Here is a 15361-nt window from a genome sequence, read left to right as displayed (position 1 = left end):
TTTCATTTATTTAGACTGGGTAGTGTCTTCATAAATAGTCGCAATGGTGGCCGACTGAGAGCCTTTTTGCCCTTGTTGTTTTTGATAAATTTTTGAATTGTGGACATAAATCTTTGCCCGCCCATCAAAACTATCATTCACATGCGAAATGATCGCACGCTGTGATAAATCAGTACCATCTTGCGCCTGATAGATTTCAACATCATGAACTAACATTTCAATATCAACTTCAGTCGCAAATGCGGAGGCACTCGAAAACACCAACGCGGCAGAAAGTGCTGCAATCCTTTTCATACTTTAATACTCCTAATATTTCACTCATCTACACTAGCCCCCTTGCAGGGGACCAAATAAGCATAAGCCATATCCTGTAATATTCAAGCAACAATTGTGCTTTTTTAAACACAAAATTTTAAATGAGGATTGATGATTTTTTGTATGACCATTAATAAATTAATTATAAGAAAATATAATATATGATTTATATCAAAAATCCTCACTGCAAGATCAAATAATATACATTTTAAAATAAGATTTCCGCTTATACTTGAATCAGCGAATTTAACGACCTGATTTAAAAATCAAATTCGGCGTGGAGTATTAATAATGAGAAAGATGATAGAAAGCATATTGCCGTGGATTGATTTTGCCGTATTCTCTGCTGTTTACCCAGCAGCTTATTTTCTCAAAACCATCAGAAAAGCAGGGGTTGGCAGAATGCCGTTATGTCGCCGCGCCCTGATGCAGGTGGGTGTGTTTCCGATCATGAAACATTACTACGAACCCATGTTCGATAGCCGCGCTTTGCACCATTCGCTGGAAGATACGCGCAGCCTGCCCGGCATCAATTGGAACATCCCCGAACAACTCACGTTGCTGGACAGTTTCCATTACGGCAACGAGCTGGAGGATACGCCAACCCTCAAAACCGATGACCTGACTTATTACTTAGGCAACGCTAATTTCAAAGCGGGTGACGCTGAATTTTTATACAATTTAATCCGTTTGAAAAAACCGGCTAACATTTTTGAAATCGGCAGTGGTAATTCCACGCTCATGGCAATTCAAGCGATAAAAAAGAATCAGGCAGAAGACCCCACGTACCAGTGCCAGCACTTGTGCGTCGAGCCTTACGAAATGCCGTGGCTGGAAAAAACCGGCGTAAGCGTCGTCCGGCAACGCGTCGAGGAACTCGACAAAACTCTGTTCGCACAACTCGGTGATGGCGATCTGTTGTTCATCGACTCATCCCACATCATCCGCCCACAAGGGGATGTCTTGTTTGAATACTTAGATTTGTTACCGTCCTTAAACAAAGGTGTCATGGTGCATATCCATGATATTTTTTCACCGCGTGACTACCCCAGCCAGTGGGTGACAGATGAAGTACGTCTGTGGAACGAACAATACTTGCTGGAAGCGTTCCTATCCTGCAATCAAAGCTGGAAAGTGCTGGCAGCCGTCAACTACCTGCACCACAACCATTTCAGCAAACTCAAGGAGAAATGCCCCTTCCTGAGCGATACCAATGACCCTGGGTCGTTTTACATCCAGAAAGTCGTGTAATACACCTATACCCCATAAATACATTCTGGGAAGAAGAGCAAATAACGTTCATTAGTTCCGTAAATTACTTGCTTATACTCATGAAGACAACAAATTACCACCATTTAACTCATTGATTCACTTGAGGGAGGCTATGTGGTATCCATTAATTTTTGTGGGATTCATTTTTGCGGTCTGGAACAATCCCAGCTCTTTGAGGAAGTGGCTGACACGCGCTTTGTCGTCACGGTTAACGCCGAATTTATCGTCAAAGCCAGCCACAACCTCAAGTTTCTCAATATTATCAACGCGAACTGCGCCACCTTTGATGGGCAAATACCCTATTTGTTTGCCCGACTGTTCAACTTGCGGCAGCACTTTAGTAAAATCAGCGGCTCAGACCTTATCTACGATGCCTGTGACTATGCCCAGCAGCATAATAAGAGCCTGTTTTTACTGGGTGGCAGTAGCCGTAGCAATGCCTTAGCGGTTAACAAAATCCAGCAACAATACGGTATCCGGGTCGGGGGCTACTCGCCACCGCATGAAACCTACCCGTTTGCCGTGTCACACGATCAAGTGATCCTCGACAAAATTCACCAGTTCAAACCGGACTTCCTCTTCGTCGGCTTCGGCGCAATCAAGCAGGAATATTGGATCAATGACCACCTCGATTTCCTGCGCCAGCAACAAGTGCGTTTAGTCGTAGGGTGTGGCGGCACATTTGATTTTGTTTCAGGGCAAACCAAACGTGCTCCACGTCTTGTGCAAAAGAGCGGCTTGGAAGGTCTGTGGCGTTTTCTGACCGAACCGCGTTTATTCCGGCTAAAACGCTTGCTAGAAAGTACGCGTTTCTTCAGCGTGCTTTATAATCATCACATCGCACTTGGAAGGAAACACCTCCTTTGAACTATCGTCTTCATGGTCGCCTGCCGCAGCGCAAGCTACTTATTGTGCTGGCTGTATTGTTGGGTTTATTACTGATCTTAAGCCTCTGGTATGCCAACAACCGCCGCCCGCCCGATATGCCACAATACAACGCCCAGCCGTGGGTGACGGGTTATTTGCCTGCCTATCACCACAATGGGCAAGACATTGCCTTCATGGAAGCGGCAGACTATGGCTTGCTCACCCATATTGCGCACGCGTCTGCCATGCCCAATGCGGATGGTTCGCTGGATACCGATACCAACAGCTATAACCCCGCCAGCCGCCAACGCGCGGTGCAACTGGCGCACGCCCACCAGCGTCCCATTCTGTTAGTTATTACCGGACAACACGAACCTTTCAATACCGCGATTAGCCCAAGCAACCAGCAAACCTTCCTCAAAAACATTTTGTACCTGCTGGATACGGACGGCTACGACGGTGTAGACATCGACATGGAACCCGTCACGTTGGATGACAAGCAGGCGAATCCCAACTTCAACGCCTTTATTACCGAACTGCATAAAGCCTTGCAAACCCGCACCAGCGCTCTGTTGGGACGCGCTCCACTGCTTACCACCGCCATCGGTTTCCGTGATCGGCACATCATGGCTCAGCTTGCCGATAAGTTTGACCAGATCAACCTCATGAGTTACGACATGGCACAACCCTATGACGGTTGGATTCCGTGGTTTGACAGTGCCTTGCACAATGGCGGGTTGCGCTTTCCCGGTTTTAGCCACGAAGTTCCCTCCATTGCCAACTGGGTCGATGAATTCCTGCAAGCGGGCGTGCCACGCCGTAAATTAGGCATAGGCATCAGCTTTGACGTGTCATGCTGGCAAGGCGGTGAAACCAGCAACGGACAAGGTGTCACCCTGCCACGCCAATCATGGATTAAACCGCCCCAGTATTTCAAACGCAGCTTTGCCGATATGCACCAGCAACACCTGATTCCCGATCACTATCAATGGGATGAGTTGGCGCAAATGGCATGGTTCAGTGTCGATGCTGCCGACCCCGCGCAAGACATGTTTTGTAACTTCAACGATGCCCGCGCCATTGCTGCCAAAATAGACTTTGCACGCTATCAAGGCTTAGGCGGGGTGATTGTGTGGGAACTAGGCTTAGATCAGCGCGATTCACAACCTGTTGGGCAACGCCGCCCGCTTCGCCAAGCCGTAGCAGAGGCGTTGCAAAAATAAGACAGGTGGAATGCAACTAATGTTACAAATTAATGACAAACTGGTTATTCTGTATCACCGTTTCATGGATTGGAATTACCACCTTGGCATTCAGGCACAACCTTATTCCTGCAATCATTGCTGTACCCGCGACGCTGGGCATGGCGTATGTACTGTTTGCCGACCAAGGTAGCGACGGCGCATGGGGTTTTGCGTATAACCGTTTATACATCCTCAGCACGTGGGTCATATTGTTCAGTGGGGCGCTGTGGCTATCACGCCGCCTGTGGTCAGCCGCTGGGGTTGCTTCCGTCGTCATTGGCGGCTTGTGGGTTGGCGCAGCGATTAAATACCAATTCCTTGGCTCGCAATTGGTCGCGCCGGATTTGATCGTTGCCGCTTTAAGTGCCGAAACGCTCTTTGAAATGGGCTTGCTCCCCACCCTGCTTATCCTTGGCTATGCCGTATTGTTAATCGCAAGCTTCGCACTAGAGCAGCCCACGGTGCGCTGGGAACGTAAAACATTTGCCGTCGGCTTTGCCAGCAGTGCCGCGTTGTTAATTGCCCTGAATTTGCCGCCGTTTTACATCGATCTGCAATGGACAACACAATACAAACAAACCTTGCCGATTTTTGTACAAAGCATCTGGCGCACCCAACTGACCGAACCGACCCAACCGCACGACACCAGCTATTGCTGTTTCAAAGCGGATCAGCAAGCCGAAGCCTTCACTACCGCACCAGAGAAAAAACCCAATATCATCGTGATTTTGGAAGAATCGACTTTCCGCCCCGAACAAGTGCTCGGTTTCAAGCCACAAGGTGAATTCTTCAAGGATGCGTACCCGCTCAAGGTCTACACCGCTGGCGGCTCGACGTGGGTACAGGAAATCGCGTTCCTACACGGGGTAGCCCCGCCGTTGTATGGCAATGGCTGGAAATCCATTAACCTGTTCGCCCCCGGACGGCTGGATGGACGCATTGCGCACCAACTAGCGCAACAAGGCTACAAAACCAAAACTATTTACCCGATTGCAGGGCGGTTTTACGGCGGCAAACGGTTTCACGAACAATTGGGGATTCAAGACTTCATCGACTGCAAAGCCTTGCCGGAATGCGACAATCGCCGCTGGAACAAACTGCCCGATGAAATCTTTTTCGATGAAGCCGTCAAGCAAGTCAAACTCAACGACCAGCCGTTGTTTACTTTCGTCGCGACCATGCGCCAGCATTCACCCCATGAAAAAGGTATGAAACCGGATGCACAACGCTGCGCACCGGTGCTTTCCGACAAACAATGTTCGATTATGTTGGATTACAACGAACGCCTGAAATTATCGGTCAAAGCCTACGAAAGCCTGCTCAAGCAACTCAAAAAGCTCCCGGAACGCACCATTGTTGTGACCTTTGGCGATCACATCCCCGGCGATGTGGCGGCACATTTCAAAGAAGCGGATTTTTACAAGCAAGACCGCTTCCGCACCTATTTCAATGTGTGGGATTCGGCGCAAGGCTACGTCACCCACAAGCTGCTGGATGGGATGGAATATGAAACCATTGACGTGGCGATGTTGGATGCGCTTACCCTGCGCTATGCGGGCTTTGAAAGCCGTTACCTCACCGACAAGCTGGTACATTTACAAGCTTGTTCGGGGGCATTCTGTGGTTTTGAAGACGCGTTACCCAAGAATCAGGCAATGCTTAAACGTCTTCAACCTCCAACTCCTTGAGTTTGCGCGTGAGGGTATTGCGCCCCCACCCCAGCAAATCCGCCGCTTCGATCTTACGCCCGCCGGTTTTCTTTAACGCCGCTTGCAGCAAAATGCGCTCGAAAATCGGGTTAAGTTCGGTTAGCAAATTCACCGAACCCTTGTTGAGCCTGTAATCGGCGAATTGTGCCAGCGCTTTTTCCCAATTATCCGGCACTTCCGTCTTGCCGGGGTCAACCTCCAGCAACTCCGCAGGCAAATCATCCATAACGATTTCGCGACCGGATGCCATCACCGTCAACCAACGGCAAGTATTTTCCAATTGGCGCACATTCCCCGGCCACGGCAAGGTTTGCAGATGTTCCGTCACGCGCCCTGAGAGCGCTTTCATTTCGACCTGCAACTCTTCTGCCGCACGGTGCAAGAAATGATTCAGCAGCAAGGGAATGTCTTCACGACGTTCGCGCAGGGGTGGGTTGTGAATACGGATCACGTTCAAACGGTGGAACAAGTCTTCGCGGAATTGCCCCTTATGCACCAATTCTTCCAAATGCTGGTGCGTGGCTGCAATAATGCGCACATCGACTTTCACAGGGGTGTGCCCACCGACGCGGTAAAACGTGCCTTCTGCCAACACGCGCAGCAAACGGGTTTGCAATTCGGCGGGCATATCGCCGATCTCGTCCAAAAACAGTGCGCCACCGTCGGCTTGCTCAAAACGTCCCTTGCGTTGTGCATACGCACCCGTGAATGCACCTTTTTCGTGCCCGAACAATTCGGACTCTAACAGTTCGCGTGGAATCGCGGCGGTATTCAGTGCAATAAACGGTTTGGTGGAACGTGGGCTGTGCGTGTGCAAGGCTTTGGCAACCAATTCCTTACCCGTACCGGATTCGCCCGTAATCAATGCGGTAATGCTGGATTTGGACAAACGCCCAATGGCTCGAAACACTTCCTGCATCGCGGGCGCATGACCAATAATGTCGCGCCCACCCAGCAATTCCAGCACGGGGTCAGCCGCCTTTTCGCCTTCACGCTCACGGCGCATTTTGCAAGCACGCCGCACCAATTCTAGCGCATCATTCACGTCGAACGGCTTGGGCAAATATTCAAATGCCCCGCCTTGATACGCCGAGACCGCGCTTTCAAGATCGGAATGCGCGGTCATAATGATCACGGGAATCATCGGGTGTTCGCGCTGCATCCGTTCCAACAAAATCAGCCCATCCGTACCGGGCATCCGAATATCGGTGATTAGCGCGTCCGGTTGTTCGTTGCGTAAGGCAATAATAACCTGATCCGCTGTCTCAAAACTGCGGGTAGCGATGCCTGCTTTTTGCAAGGTGCGCTCCAAAACCCAGCGGATCGAGCGGTCATCATCAGCAACCCAAACCTGTTCAGTGTGCGGCATGGTCTTCCTCCAGCGGAATCAAAATAGAAAAACAGGTGTGCCCCGGAACGGACTCACAATGAATCAAACCGTGATGACGACGCATCAAGGTCTGTGCAATCGCCAGCCCTAGCCCGCTGCCTTCGGGATGCCCACTGACCATTGGCAGGAACAATTTATCCTGCAAATGCCCCGGCACACCTGGGCCGTCATCACAAATATCAACCTTCAATACATGGCGATAACGCACTTGTTGAATGGTAAATTGCCGCAAAATGCGCGTGCGCAATTCAATAACACCAGCACCACCCAAGGCACGCGTAGCGTTATTCACGATATTCAGCACCACCTGCACCAATTGATTCCGATCGCCTTGGAACTCTGGCAGGCTAGGATCGTAATCACGGATAAATTGAATGCTGGCAGGCATTTCGGCACTGACTAAATGCCGCACATGTTCCAACACTTCGTGAATATTGACGCTTTCAGTATGCGGCAAGCGGCTAGGGCCGAGCATTCCATCCACCAAATATTTGAGGCGATCCGCTTCAGAAATAATGATCTGGGTGTATTCTTTCAGCTCAGGATTTTCCAGCTCACTTTCCAATAATTGTGCTGCACCGCGCAAGCCACCCAAGGGATTTTTAATTTCGTGCGCAATACCACGTACCAATTCATGTACCGCTTGTTGCTGATAAATGACTTGCTCTTCCCGCACGATGCGCAATTTACGGTCAATTCGATGCACTTCCAGTAATAAATGGTTTTCCCAATCGCGTAATGAAATCGGTGTAATCACGCAATCAATGGTAATTTGTTCAGCATGTGCAACTTCAATGACACATTCGCGGATGGATTGCGGGTCGCTCAAACTCAACGCCAACGCTAGATGTTCCAGAACTTCATGACTGCGCAAAAGTAGTGCAACAGGTGCACCCGCAGCCCGTTGCTGGCTTTGCCCGAACAACATTTCTGCGGATGGATTCATGTAAACCACCCGCAAACCAGTGTCCAGCACCACAATGGAGCAGGTCAGGGTATCCAGTAAATCACTTTTATTGAAACTTGCATTATTCATGGCAAGAACAATGCAAATTTAGTGCCATAGATTTTTTTTCATTCATATCAACAACCTAATTAAAGCATCTGGTGATTTTACCTCAGTGCCCACGTATCATGCACCATGATAGTGCAAATCTTCATTCGCGGGATATTGATCAATTAATATGCTTTTTGGCATAAATACAACAAACTTGGCACGAAAGATGAAAACGCTAAAAACTTAAATTGTCGACAATTTAAAACGTAACCTCCCCCAAATCAGGCGCTATCCCCCTGAAATGCCGTTCAAGAATCTACAAAATGTCGTGCAATCCATAAAATTCACTCCGATGGCAATTTACATTCTGTTTACATTCAAGCTAAACTCGTTGCGTTTGCAGAACAAACGGAGGAGTCTTATATGTCATCAAACATCAACTGGGCCGCTATTGATAACGACCCGCGCTTTCAGGCTTTACACAAAAAGAAAACGACCTTTTTGTGGAGTCTGATGGCTATTTCAACCATCTACTACTTCCTGCTGCCCATTGGGGCGGCTTACTATCCCGACCTGTTTAAAATTAAGGTTTGGGGGCCAATGAACGTGGGCATTCTGTTTGCGTTATCCGAGTTCGTTGTCGCTTGGACGATCGCGGCTATTTATGCGCGTCGTGCTAACCGCGATTTCGATGCGATGGCTGCGGAAATTGTCCGCGATTCTAGCCTGATCAAGTAAGGGAGACACACATGAAGAAAACGTTTTGGGCAGGCTCAATCGCCCTATTGCTAGGCTTGTTAGCAAGCCAGACTGCGTTCGCCGCTGAAGGTGGTGCAGTTGCTGACAAATTCAAATGGCTAACTTTCTTGGTCTTTGGTCTGATTATCGGTATGACCATGTATGTGACATACCGTGCCGCGAAACAAACTGCATCTGCTGCTGACTTTTATGCAGCAGGTCGTTCTGTTACTGGTGTGCAGAATGGTTGGGCGATTGCAGGTGACTACCTGTCAGCCGCTTCCTTCTTGGGTATCGCGGGTCTGATCTCTTTGTACGGTTATGACGGTTTCATGTACTCCGTAGGCTGGTTGGTCGCGTATATCACCGTATTGTTAGTGATTGCTGAACCCTGCCGGAACATCGGTAAGTACACGTTAGGCGACATCCTTGCCTTCCGTAACAACCCGAAAGCCGCAAAAGTAGTCGCAGCGGTTTCTACCGTAACCGTTTCCACCTTCTACCTGACAGCTCAAATGGTAGGCGGTGGTGTTCTGGTTAAAACGCTGATTGGTATCGAATACGAAGTATCCGTTATCGCGGTAGGCATCCTGATGCTGACTTACGTGGTATTCGGCGGCATGAAAGCCACCACTTGGGTACAGATCATCAAGGCGATATTGCTGGTAACAGCATCTATCCTGCTGGTGTTGTTCACTTGGGGTCAATATGGCTTCTCTTTGCCGGGCTTCTTGCAAGCAGCGGTTGATAACCCTGACATCCAAAAGCAAGTCGCTAAGCTGATTGGCGATGCAGCCACTAACATGACGCCTGAAGAATTGGGTCAACGTTTCCTTGAACCGGGTTTGTACCTGAAAAGCCCTATTGACCAAATCTCTCTGGGTATGGCGTTGGTTCTGGGTACAGCAGGTATGCCACACATCCTGATGCGCTTCTTCACTGTACCAACGGCACAAGATGCACGTACATCCGTTATCTGGGCAATGGCGATTATCGGCGGCTTCTATGTTCTGACCCTGTTCTTGGGTCTGGGCGCTGCGATGAACGTAACACCTGCTTCCATTATGGCGTTGGATAAAGGCGGCAACATGGCTGCACCTTTGTTGGCACAATTTGTGGGTGGTGGTCCTGAGTCTATGCTGGGTAACTTGTTCTTAGCATTCGTTTCAGCCGTTGCTTTCGCTACTATCGTAGCGGTAGTAGCAGGTCTGGTATTGGCTTCTGCTTCTGCAATGTCACATGACTTGTACGTTGGCGTTATCCGTGGCGAACATGCCACAGCGAAAGAGCAAATCACCGCTGCACGCGTTGCAACCGTTATCGTAGGTGCATTGGCTATTTACGTAGGTATTGCTGCAAAAGGTCAAAACGTTGCCCACTTGGTAGCGTTAGCGTTTGCCGTAGCGGCATCTTCTAACTTGCCAGCGGTCTTCCTGACCTTGTATTGGAAGAAGGCGAATACCTACGGTATCGTTGCGGGTATGTTGGCGGGTGCAGGTTCTGCCATCCTGTTGGTAATGCTGTCGCCGAACATGACTTACCCACTGGCAAAAATCGCTGATGCGAAGAAAGTTCTAGAAGGTACACCAGCGGTCGTAGCGAAAGAAGCAGCACCTGCACAATGGGGCTTCTCTTGCGAACTGTTTGCTGACCCAGCCTGTAAGAAAGAAGTGAAAGCTGCTCCTGAAAAGCCAGCCGTTCCAGGCGCTAAAGAGAAGTTGGCGAAAGCACAAGCTGATCTGGCAACCTTGACGGATGACGCTGCTAAAGCGGCTAAGGAAAAGGAAATCAAAGGTCTGGAAAAATCCATCACCGCTGCGGAAGGCGATCTGAAGAAGTTTGAAGGTCAAACTACCAGCATGATGGGTCTGGAAAAGCCATGGTTTATGTTGAAAAACCCAGGCTTGGTCTCCATTCCATTAGGCTTCTTGGTGACGATTCTGATTTCACTGTTCACGCGTGACCGCCGCTCAGATGAGATGTGGGATGAGCTGTATGTTCGTCAGAACACCGGTATCAATGCTGAAGGTGCGCAAGCACACTAATCAATAGCTCGCTACTGATTGAAAAAGGCTTCCCATTGGGAAGCCTTTTTTTATTTACGCTTCTTCTAATAAGCCTAATTTGCTAGCTAACCACTTCGTTGTCGTTGCCTGAATAATGATAGTCATCAGAATCGCAATGAAGGTTACAGAAGCAATAATCTCTGCTCCCGGTGCTTTCATACCCACTAACATACCTGCCAATGCTCCCGGAATCACGCCGGTTTCCCGTGTCCAGCACATAAACAGCAATTCCTTAAAGCTCCACTTAGCGCGACGATCAAAACCAGCACACAAGAAAACGGTGGCTGGGCGAGCGACAAACATAAATAAAACCACCACGATAACACCACCGACGAGATACTGGTTAATTAACGCAAAATCAACCTGTGCGCCTAGCAAGATAAAAATGAACATGCGCATCATTAAACCAGTCGTCAGCACATAATCCTCCAGTTTTGCCTCTTCGCCATGTTCCATTTTGAAACCAAACATTTCTTTATTACCCAGCATAATGCCGAAGACAAACACCGCCATAAAACCCGACGCATGAGCACCATCAGCGCCCATATAAGCCCCAATCACCGCCATCACACTGACAATAGGCGCGTATTCTGCCAAGAAGCTCATTTTTTCATGTGCGATGAACATCGCCGCCAGATAGCCAAAGATACCGCCGACCAAAACACCTAAGGCAGACTGCCACAACAGATCACCCACCGCGTGGCTAAGCGAGAATTCCCCCTGCCCCATCGCAACGCCCAACACCGCAAACGTCACAATCGCGCCCATCGCATCATTGAATGCGGATTCACTCATCACGGTTTGTGCCACGCGCTCTTTGATTTTCACTTGACGGAACACTGGCACGAGCGTAGCAGGGTCAGTCGAAGCAATCGTTGCACCCAACAGCAAAGCCACGATCGGCGCAAGCCCCAGAATGTAGTAAGCCGCAACACCGGTAATCGCCGTGGAGATCAACACCCCAATCGTCGCCATCACCACCAATGAAACCCAAACTTCTTTCAAGACTTTCAACTTGATCGACGCACCACCGTCAAACAAGATGTAACACGAACCAAAAATCAAAATCAGTTGGTTTAACGTTGAATCTGCGCGAATATCAATTAATCCTAATGCAGCAGGCCCCATACACAGCCCCACCAACAAAAACATAACTACATCAGGCACTTTCAACTTATTGGCGACAATACTGAAAAATGTCCCAACCCCTAAAATTAAGCCAAACGACAACAAGATGTGTTTGGCTAACTCAATTGAATGAGAAGACTCCATATGCTCAATACCTCGAATGAAAAAGACATAGAATACAATAAATGCTGCACTGCAATTTAGAAAAAACACGCTGTCAACGATTTTTTGCTTTATGTCATTGCCTAGCGGATGCCCTGCTTCTATCCTAGATGCCTACCAGTAAAAATACGCAACCTGCTAGAGAGAATATTGCATGTCTGGACTCGTTTTTTATTACAACAATCGCCTGCCGTGTGCTGCGTTTAGGATTCTGGACGCTGCTATCAAACTGAATGGTGAACACCGTGTCATCTCTGAATTCAACGAATTTGCGATTGATGCTTACGTCTTAGCAGATTCTCCCACCTCAAGGATTGTCGCCATCGACTTCGACAACACCATTACGGCTGACGTGGATTTTTATCTCGACCTTATCGACGCTTACCGCTGCCATAACTGGGAGCCCATTGTCTGCACGCTGCGGGATAATGATGATGAAAACCTCGTGGAAATTCATGACAAGTTGCAAGATGCTGGCATCCGTGTCTACACAACAGACGGCAAGAAAAAACGCGCTTTCATGCTACATGAGGGCATTAGCGTAGGTATGTGGATAGATGACTACTTTCCCGGCATTACCCAATTTGGGACCCCCATCCTCCTCAGAAACGGAATAGAGTATTGATTATGGAAAACAATAACCCGCTCGACTCTAGCAAAGAGATACTGGATTGCTTCCTCAGTGGCAAATTCAAACGCATGGATTGCCCACAGTGTGAAAACACCTTCCTCACCAAAGTTTACGAAATGAAATGCTTTGACAGTGGCAAGAAACTCAGCGTGAAATGCGCCGAGTGCAAACGCCTATTCACTGCCGATACCGACCATGCCGCGTGGAAAAACTACGTCGTGCTAGAAAAGCAGTCGCTAGGGCTGGAGTATTTTCTGGATGCCATCCAAAAACATAAGCTCACCAACGTACCGTTTGCCCGCCGTGTCGGGGTGCTGGATGAGGAAGGGCAACCGCTCGACCCCGCTTGTATTCACTTGTTCACGTTTGAAGAACCCGATTACCGCATTATCTACGTGATGGAACGCTTGGAACATCTGGATGAAGCGGATGCCGCTTTCTTTACCGAACACGTCCACGACATTGATTGGATGGAACAAGCCGACCGCCTCAAAGTGTGGGCTTACGTGGCAGAACGCTACGGCGCAGCGCTGGCGGAAGACATGCGCAAACTGTGCTTGTATTACCGTGAAAATAAAAAATATTTGAACTGGGATTTGCATGGCGATAACTTAATGCACCGCATGACAGATGGCAAGATTGTGGTAATGGATCCATTCGCGCCAAAAATGGGCGATTATATGGACGAGTGAAGGGAAAAGTAGGGGATTTGGAGCGGGTGATGGGAATCGAACCCACGTGTGCAGCTTGGGAAGCTACCGTTCTACCATTGAACTACACCCGCTTATTGAGATAGTGTCAGCAGGTCGCTATTGTAGTGCGTTTTCGCCGAGACAACAACGATGATGATGACATTTGCAGATAAAGTACTGGTATGGTTCGATCAGCACGGGCGCAAAGACTTGCCTTGGCAGCAAAATCCTACCCCTTACCGCGTCTGGGTGTCGGAAATCATGCTGCAACAAACTCAAGTTGCCACCGTCATTCCGTACTATGAACGTTTTATGCAACGCTTTCCCGATGTGCAAACCCTCGCCGATGCACCGCAAGACGATGTACTGAAACACTGGGAAGGCTTAGGCTATTACAGCCGCGCCCGTAACCTACACAAAACCGCGCAACAAGTGCGTGACGAATACGCGGGCGCATTCCCCACCACCCTGCCCAGCATGGAAGCCTTAGCCGGTATTGGGCGTTCCACTGCCGCCGCGATCCTCTCCCTTAGCCATGGGCAACGCGAAGCCATCCTCGATGGCAACGTCAAACGGGTATTGGCACGTTACCACGCCATTGCAGGTTGGAGCGGTGAACCGCGCACCCTCAAACAACTCTGGGAACATGCCGAACAGCACCTACCCGCCAGTCGCAATGCCGACTACACCCAAGCCATGATGGACATGGGCGCGACCCTGTGTACCCGCAGCAAGCCGCTGTGCTTGCTCTGCCCGTTACAAGACGGCTGCCAAGCCTTCCAACAAGGCAGACCGCACGATTACCCCGGCAAACGCCCGAAAAAAAACTTGCCCGAAAAAAGCGCCATCGCCTTGCTATTGCGCAATCATGACGGCGAATTACTCCTGCAACACCGCCCCCCCACCGGCATTTGGGGCGGCTTATGGAGTTTCCCCGAATTTGCCAATGAAACGGCTATGCACGACTGGCTGGCGCAACATATCGGGCAAAACGGCACGGTATCCGCACGTTTACCCATTTTAACCCACACCTTTTCGCATTACCGCCTGCATTTGCAACCCTTACAGGTCGATTTAGACGTGCAACCCGCACGGATAATGGAAGGCAACGGCTGGCTCTGGTATAAAGCAGGCACACATTTTACGGGCGGGCTATCGGCTGCTGTCCGGCAATTTTTCCAAAACATTGACTCAACGACTGAGGAGATCACATGACACGTATGGTGAACTGCGTCCATTTAGGACGCGAAGCAGAAGGACTGGAACGCCCAACCTACCCCGGCGTACTGGGTGTACGCATTTACGAACACGTTTCCAAAGAAGCATGGGGCAAGTGGCTAAAGCAACAAACCATGTTCATCAACGAATACCGCCTCAGCACCATCAACCCCAAAGACCGCAAATTCCTGCAAGAAGAAATGGAAAAATTCTTCTTTGGCGAAGGTGCGAGCGCAATTGATAACTTCAAACCCGTTTGAAACTCGTAGGGGCGGTTCGTGAACCGCCCCTAACCAACGTCACTGAACCGGTGGCTTCCAAATCATCGCTTCCATCCGCCAATTCGCCAGTACATCTTTCGGCGGCACTGAGCCATCCGGCCCCGTCCACGTTCCGCCAAACAAATACAGCACATTGCCGGTTTTCGGCGCGTAACACAGCACTTTACCAGAGAGTTCTTCCGAACCTGCGCCACATTCTTCCGTCGAATTGGCGCTATAGACATCGGTAAATTTCGAGCCAAGCGGATGCCCGATACGATTCCCGATCAAATTATCGTGCACCATGATCGAGAAGACTTTTTCTTGCTTGGCATCGGGGTTAATGCTCAAAAGTGGTTTCAAGTCCTTGCTGACCGTAATGACAGGATATTCTGCACCCTCAGAAAAGTTGGTGCGTTGCGCCACATTCAACCCCTGAAACGCCATCGTAATATCATGCAGGTTAAACGGTGTTGCACCATTAAGCGGCCCCACCCCATCGGCAGACAACATCTCCAACGGCTTCACCGCTGGCAACGCGGCAGAACTAGGCTGCTCATCGCACCCACTCAATAGCACGGCAGTTACCAGCACCACCCCACTCATTACCCGCAGATTACGCATGTCCACTCCTTTATCCATAGCATCACCGTCATGTTATAGTCCAAAAAC

15 protein-coding genes and 1 tRNA gene are annotated in these 15361 nt (G+C 49.5%); 10 read left to right on the top strand and 6 right to left on the bottom strand.

Features of this window, described 5'->3' with window-relative positions:
- Window positions 1-6: 6 nt before the first annotated feature.
- A complete protein-coding gene (locus J1836_RS16020; protein ID WP_207252135.1) occupies window positions 7-294 on the bottom strand; it encodes a hypothetical protein in 288 nt (95 codons plus the stop codon).
- Window positions 295-606: 312 nt separating this feature from the next.
- On the opposite strand from J1836_RS16020, the gene J1836_RS16015 reads away from it, so the two are divergent.
- From J1836_RS16015 to J1836_RS16000, 4 genes are all read left to right on the top strand, one after another.
- Window positions 607-1566: a class I SAM-dependent methyltransferase gene (locus J1836_RS16015; RefSeq protein ID WP_207252134.1), complete on the top strand. Its 960-nt coding sequence runs from the start codon at window positions 607-609 to the stop codon at window positions 1564-1566.
- Between the two features lie 135 nt (window positions 1567-1701).
- The gene (locus tag J1836_RS16010; RefSeq protein WP_207252133.1) at window positions 1702-2454 is read left to right on the top strand and encodes a WecB/TagA/CpsF family glycosyltransferase; all 753 of its coding nucleotides are present in this window, start codon (window positions 1702-1704) and stop codon (window positions 2452-2454) included.
- A complete protein-coding gene (locus J1836_RS16005) occupies window positions 2451-3677 on the top strand; it encodes a glycoside hydrolase family 18 protein (RefSeq protein ID WP_207252132.1) in 1227 nt (408 codons plus the stop codon). Before J1836_RS16010 ends, J1836_RS16005 begins: the two co-directional genes overlap by 4 nt.
- A 32-nt stretch (window positions 3678-3709) precedes the next feature.
- Window positions 3710-5386, top strand: a complete 1677-nt coding sequence (locus J1836_RS16000; RefSeq protein ID WP_207252131.1) for an LTA synthase family protein — start codon at window positions 3710-3712, stop codon at window positions 5384-5386.
- Here J1836_RS16000 and ntrC read toward each other — a convergent pair.
- Together ntrC and glnL are read right to left on the bottom strand one after the other, a co-directional pair.
- A complete protein-coding gene (ntrC, locus tag J1836_RS15995) occupies window positions 5358-6776 on the bottom strand; it encodes a nitrogen regulation protein NR(I) (protein ID WP_207252130.1) in 1419 nt (472 codons plus the stop codon). The genes J1836_RS16000 and ntrC overlap by 29 nt on opposite strands.
- Window positions 6763-7833, bottom strand: a complete 1071-nt coding sequence (glnL, locus tag J1836_RS15990) for a nitrogen regulation protein NR(II) (protein ID WP_207252129.1) — start codon at window positions 7831-7833, stop codon at window positions 6763-6765. The genes ntrC and glnL overlap by 14 nt, the downstream gene beginning before the upstream one ends.
- Before the next feature lie 384 nt (window positions 7834-8217).
- On the opposite strand from glnL, the gene J1836_RS15985 reads away from it, so the two are divergent.
- Entirely contained in the window at window positions 8218-8532 is a 315-nt protein-coding gene (locus J1836_RS15985; protein ID WP_207252128.1) for a DUF485 domain-containing protein, read from the top strand.
- 11 nt (window positions 8533-8543) lie between these two features.
- The gene (locus J1836_RS15980; RefSeq protein WP_207252127.1) at window positions 8544-10577 is read left to right on the top strand and encodes a solute symporter family protein; all 2034 of its coding nucleotides are present in this window, start codon (window positions 8544-8546) and stop codon (window positions 10575-10577) included.
- A 54-nt stretch (window positions 10578-10631) separates the two neighbouring features.
- Here the strand turns inward: J1836_RS15980 and J1836_RS15975 are convergent, their stop codons facing one another.
- Window positions 10632-11870 (bottom strand): cation:proton antiporter, encoded by a 1239-nt coding sequence (locus tag J1836_RS15975; protein WP_207252126.1) that lies wholly within the window; start codon window positions 11868-11870, stop codon window positions 10632-10634.
- Window positions 11871-12042: 172 nt separating this feature from the next.
- Here J1836_RS15975 and J1836_RS15970 point away from each other — a divergent pair, with 172 nt between their 5' ends.
- Window positions 12043-12513: a hypothetical protein gene (locus J1836_RS15970; RefSeq protein WP_207252125.1), complete on the top strand. Its 471-nt coding sequence runs from the start codon at window positions 12043-12045 to the stop codon at window positions 12511-12513.
- A gap of 2 nt (window positions 12514-12515) precedes the next feature.
- On the top strand, window positions 12516-13211 hold the full coding sequence (locus tag J1836_RS15965) for a hypothetical protein (protein ID WP_207252124.1): 696 nt from the start codon (window positions 12516-12518) through the stop codon (window positions 13209-13211).
- An 18-nt stretch (window positions 13212-13229) separates the two neighbouring features.
- On the opposite strand, the gene J1836_RS15960 is transcribed toward J1836_RS15965, so the two are convergent.
- A tRNA-Gly gene (locus J1836_RS15960) sits at window positions 13230-13303 on the bottom strand.
- Window positions 13304-13361: 58 nt separating this feature from the next.
- On the opposite strand from J1836_RS15960, the gene mutY reads away from it, so the two are divergent.
- Together mutY and J1836_RS15950 are read left to right on the top strand one after the other, a co-directional pair.
- Window positions 13362-14426 (top strand): A/G-specific adenine glycosylase, encoded by a 1065-nt coding sequence (gene mutY, locus J1836_RS15955; RefSeq protein ID WP_207252123.1) that lies wholly within the window; start codon window positions 13362-13364, stop codon window positions 14424-14426.
- Window positions 14423-14689: an oxidative damage protection protein gene (locus tag J1836_RS15950; RefSeq protein WP_207252122.1), complete on the top strand. Its 267-nt coding sequence runs from the start codon at window positions 14423-14425 to the stop codon at window positions 14687-14689. Before mutY ends, J1836_RS15950 begins: the two co-directional genes overlap by 4 nt.
- Window positions 14690-14728: 39 nt before the next feature.
- On the opposite strand, the gene J1836_RS15945 is transcribed toward J1836_RS15950, so the two are convergent.
- On the bottom strand, window positions 14729-15313 hold the full coding sequence (locus tag J1836_RS15945) for a DUF1131 family protein (RefSeq protein WP_207252121.1): 585 nt from the start codon (window positions 15311-15313) through the stop codon (window positions 14729-14731).
- Between the last annotated feature and the right edge of the window lie 48 nt (window positions 15314-15361).

Source organism: Thiothrix fructosivorans, assembly GCF_017349355.1.
GTDB lineage: Bacteria > Pseudomonadota > Gammaproteobacteria > Thiotrichales > Thiotrichaceae > Thiothrix > Thiothrix fructosivorans.
Note: the sequence above shows the minus strand (reverse complement) of the source record. Positions and strands in the feature narration are given on the sequence as shown.